The following is a 2,947-nucleotide window of genomic DNA, read 5'->3' as shown; positions in this document are numbered from 1 at the left end:
GCCAGGCCTCAGCATTTTATTATGGTGATCCCCTGGGCGAAATGCGCCTGGTAAGCAGAGTTTTTGAAATGTAAGGCCTTTGAATAAGACAAAAGGCTGCCTCATCGCTAACTTTGCAACAGTGCCAGTTTTATTACGAACGTGTTTTGGGTGGACAACGGAAAACATATTTCATCGAAAGACCAAAAAAAGAAAAAACACTTCCTGTTGTGATGAGTGAAGAAGAAACCATTCGGGTACTACGCGCTATTGAAAACGTGAAACACAAGGCTATTCTGATGACTATTTATTCGGCAGGTTTGCGCATTTCTGAATGTATAAACCTGAAAATAAAAGACATTGACTCCAAGCGCATGCAAATTCGTATAGAACAGTCAAAAGGAAAAAGAGATCGTTATACCATTTTATCTGAGAAAACATTAATTATTTTAAGAACATACTTTATGGAATATAAACCAAAAGATTATTTATTTGAAGGTCAAAAAGGTGGCGCATACTCAAGCCGAAGTATTCAAAACATTTTTAAAGCAGCTGTTTTAAAAGCAAAGATTCAAAAGGAAGTTACTGTACATACCTTACGACATAGCTTTGCAACGCATTTGCTTGAGAATGGTACGAGTTTACGTTATATTCAATCGTTGTTAGGTCATTCAAGCAGTAAAACAACTGAGGTTTATACACATATTACCACCAAGGGAATGGAACAATTAAAAAGTCCGATGGATTTGTTAGATATATAGAAAGGATTTGTATATTTGAGCAAAACTTAACAAAAAGCACTATGAATATAAATCCTTTTGAGAGAGTAGAAACGAACGGTAAACGGTTGAAAACGGATTTGTCACTGATAATGAAAGGTTTAGCAAAATAAGATATAGTGGATATATACGCCATTTGGCGTATAGCCACTTGTTATGTGCCATTTTTGAATGACAATGCGAATAGATACGGACAAACAAATGAATTTACTTAGTGATAAGAACGTTGCAATAATTGGTGGTGGACCCGTTGGACTGACTATGGCAAAATTATTACAGCAAAACGGCATAGACGTTTCAGTTTACGAAAGAGACAACGACCGAGAGGCAAGAATTTTTGGTGGAACCCTTGACCTACACAAAGGTTCAGGTCAGGAAGCAATGAAAAAAGCGGGATTGTTACAAACTTATTATGACTTAGCCTTACCAATGGGTGTAAATATTGCTGATGAAAAAGGCAATATTTTATCCACAAAAAATGTAAAGCCCGAAAATCGATTTGACAATCCTGAAATAAACAGAAATGACTTAAGGGCTATCTTGTTGAATAGTTTAGAAAACGACACGGTTATTTGGGATAGAAAACTTGTTATGCTTGAACCTGGTAAGAAGAAGTGGACACTAACTTTTGAGAATAAACCGAGTGAAACAGCAGATTTGGTTATTCTTGCCAATGGTGGAATGTCGAAAATAAGGAGCTTTGTTACCGACACGCAAGTTGAAGAAACCGGTACTTTCAACATCCAAGCTGATATTCTTCAACCGGAAATAAACTGTCCCGGATTTTTTCAGCTATGCAACGGCAACCGATTAATGGCGGGACATCAGGGCATTTTATTGTTTGCCAATCCCAATAATAATGGTGCATTGTATTTAGGAATTAGTTTTAAAACGCCCGATGAATGGAAAAATAAAATTCCCTTAGATTTTCAGGACAGAAACAGCGTTGCCGATTTTTTATTGAAAAGATTTTCCAAATGGAGTGAAGTTTACAAACAATTAATACGTTCGGTATCAACATTTCAATGCTTGCCCACAAGGAAATTTCCTTTGAACAATGATTGGAAAAGTAACCGTCCATTACCCATAACAATGATTGGCGATGCTGCTCATTTGATGTCGCCTTTTGCAGGACAGGGTGTAAATACGGGATTATTGGATGCTTTGATATTGTCTGAAAACCTTACAAACGGAGAATTTACAAGTATTGAAAATGCCATCGAAAACTACGAACAACAAATGTTTGTTTATGCAAAAGATACGCAGGACGAATCGACAGAAAACGAAACCGAAATGTTTAGTCCCAATTTTTCGTTTCAAAAATTATTGAATCTATAAACAGTAAGAAAAAACGGCTACTAACAAGCAGTTTTGCAATAGTGGGGCAGAAGTGCAAAATTGAACTTGTGTGCTTCTATCAACTTTTGTACATTAGCTGCCAGTTTAAGATGGGTGCATTTGAGTATGCCCAAAGGAGCCCGCAAGTATGCGCAGGACGAAGCCAGTAGCCGCGCCGATGGTGGCGCGGGTCTATCTGCGCGTCAGCACCGACGCGCAGGACTTGGAACGCCAAGAGGCGATCACTACGGCCGCGAAGGCCGCCGGCTACTACGTCGCCGGCATCTACCGTGAGAAGGCATCCGGCGCACGCGCCGACCGGCCTGAGCTGCTGCGCATGATCGGCGACCTACAGCCCGGCGAGGTGGTCATTGCCGAGAAGATCGACCGCATCAGCCGCCTACCTTTGCCCGAGGCCGAGCGCCTGGTGGCCTCGATACAGGCCAAAGGCGCACGCCTGGCCGTCCCTGGCGTGGTCGATCTATCCGACCTGGCGGCCGAGGCCCAGGGCGTCGCCAAGATCGTGCTGGAAGCCGTGCAGATCATGCTTTTTCGCCTGGCCTTGCAGATGGCCCGCGACGACTACGAGGACAGGCGCGAACGCCAGCGCCAAGGCATTGAGTTGGCCCGCCAGGCCGGGCGGTACAAGGGCCGCCGTGCTGATCCGAAGCGCCGCGCCCAAGTTGTCGCGCTGCGCAAGTCCGGCTACAGCATCAACAAGACCGCCGAGCTGGCCGGGTACAGTGCGGCCCAGGTGAAACGGATATGGGCCGAGGTCAGCCAGGCCGAAGCGAAGCAGCACGGCGCGTTCGTGGAGGACGCATTGACGGAAGCCGATGCCCTGGCCGCTG

The 2,947-nt window shown here is 44.1% G+C and carries 3 protein-coding genes; all 3 read left to right on the top strand.

What is annotated here, in order from left to right; all coding sequences use genetic code 11:
* Positions 1-146 precede the first annotated feature (146 nt).
* Entirely contained in the window at positions 147-740 is a 594-nt protein-coding gene (locus FTU58_RS13830; protein ID WP_205779272.1) for a tyrosine-type recombinase/integrase, read from the top strand.
* Positions 741-929: 189 nt separating this feature from the next.
* A complete protein-coding gene (locus tag FTU58_RS13825; RefSeq protein ID WP_024160783.1) occupies positions 930-2,096 on the top strand; it encodes a tetracycline-inactivating monooxygenase Tet(X3) in 1,167 nt (388 codons plus the stop codon).
* 148 nt (positions 2,097-2,244) lie between these two features.
* Positions 2,245-2,947 (top strand): recombinase family protein (locus FTU58_RS13820; RefSeq protein WP_179994526.1); only part of this gene is annotated, 703 nt, incomplete at its 3' end.

The sequence above is a fragment of the Acinetobacter sp. YH12120 genome, assembly GCF_013418795.1.
Classification (GTDB): domain Bacteria; phylum Pseudomonadota; class Gammaproteobacteria; order Pseudomonadales; family Moraxellaceae; genus Acinetobacter; species Acinetobacter towneri.
This window is presented reverse-complemented; position numbering and strand designations above follow the sequence as displayed.

Excerpts from the sequence above, each read along its gene's own strand:
- FTU58_RS13825 (WP_024160783.1), top strand. The coding sequence starts at position 930 with ATGACAATGCGAATAGATACGGACAAACAAATGAATTTACTTAGTGAT.